Origin of the sequence: Streptococcus sp. 27098_8_69 (assembly GCF_041432445.1) — a bacterium.
GTDB lineage: Bacteria > Bacillota > Bacilli > Lactobacillales > Streptococcaceae > Streptococcus.
In genome coordinates, this window is sequence record NZ_JAPVZO010000056.1 from 1 (window position 1) to 690 (window position 690).

A 690-nucleotide genomic window follows, 5' to 3' on the forward strand; every position below is an offset into this window, starting at 1 on the left:
CGAACCTGCGACACCTTGGTCCCAAACCAAGTACTCTACCAAGCTGAGCTACTTCCCGAGTTAAATAGAAAAAATGCACCCTAGAGGAGTCGAACCTCTAACCGCCTGATTCGTAGTCAGGTACTCTATCCAGTTGAGCTAAGGGTGCTCATTATATGCCGAGGACCGGGATCGAACCGGTACGATCGTTACCAATCGCAGGATTTTAAGTCCTGTGCGTCTGCCAGTTCCGCCACCCCGGCCTCTCTAAGCGAACGACGGGATTCGAACCCGCGACCCCCACCTTGGCAAGGTGGTGTTCTACCACTGAACTACGTTCGCATCGACCTCTTGGTTATATTAAAAAAATGCCGGCTACATGACTTGAACACGCGACCCTCTGATTACAAATCAGATGCTCTACCAACTGAGCTAAGCCGGCTTATTTCTATTATGCGGGTTAAGGGACTTGAACCCCCACGCCGTTAAGCGCCAGATCCTAAATCTGGTGCGTCTGCCAATTCCGCCAAACCCGCAATGATGACCCGTACTGGGCTCGAACCAGTGACCCATTGATTAAAAGTCAATTGCTCTACCAACTGAGCTAACGAGTCTAAAATAACTTCCGTTATCTTAAACGGTCCCGACGGGAATCGAACCCGCGATCTTCGCCGTGACAGGGCGACGTGATAACCGCTACACTACGGGACC

At 51.3% G+C, this 690-nt stretch carries 7 tRNA genes; all 7 read right to left on the minus strand.

From position 1 onward, the window contains the following. Window positions 1-74: 74 nt before the first annotated feature. Window positions 75-148: transfer RNA gene (locus O3658_RS10600), tRNA-Arg, on the minus strand. Window positions 149-156: 8 nt separating this feature from the next. Further along, window positions 157-242: transfer RNA gene (locus O3658_RS10605), tRNA-Leu, on the minus strand. A gap of 7 nt (window positions 243-249) precedes the next feature. Beyond that, window positions 250-321: transfer RNA gene (locus O3658_RS10610), tRNA-Gly, on the minus strand. 27 nt (window positions 322-348) lie between these two features. Next, window positions 349-421: transfer RNA gene (locus tag O3658_RS10615), tRNA-Thr, on the minus strand. 12 nt (window positions 422-433) lie between these two features. Continuing rightward, window positions 434-515, minus strand: a tRNA-Leu gene (locus tag O3658_RS10620). Between the two features lie 5 nt (window positions 516-520). Further along, window positions 521-593 (minus strand) — tRNA-Lys (locus O3658_RS10625). A 24-nt stretch (window positions 594-617) separates the two neighbouring features. Next, a tRNA-Asp gene (locus O3658_RS10630) sits at window positions 618-690 on the minus strand.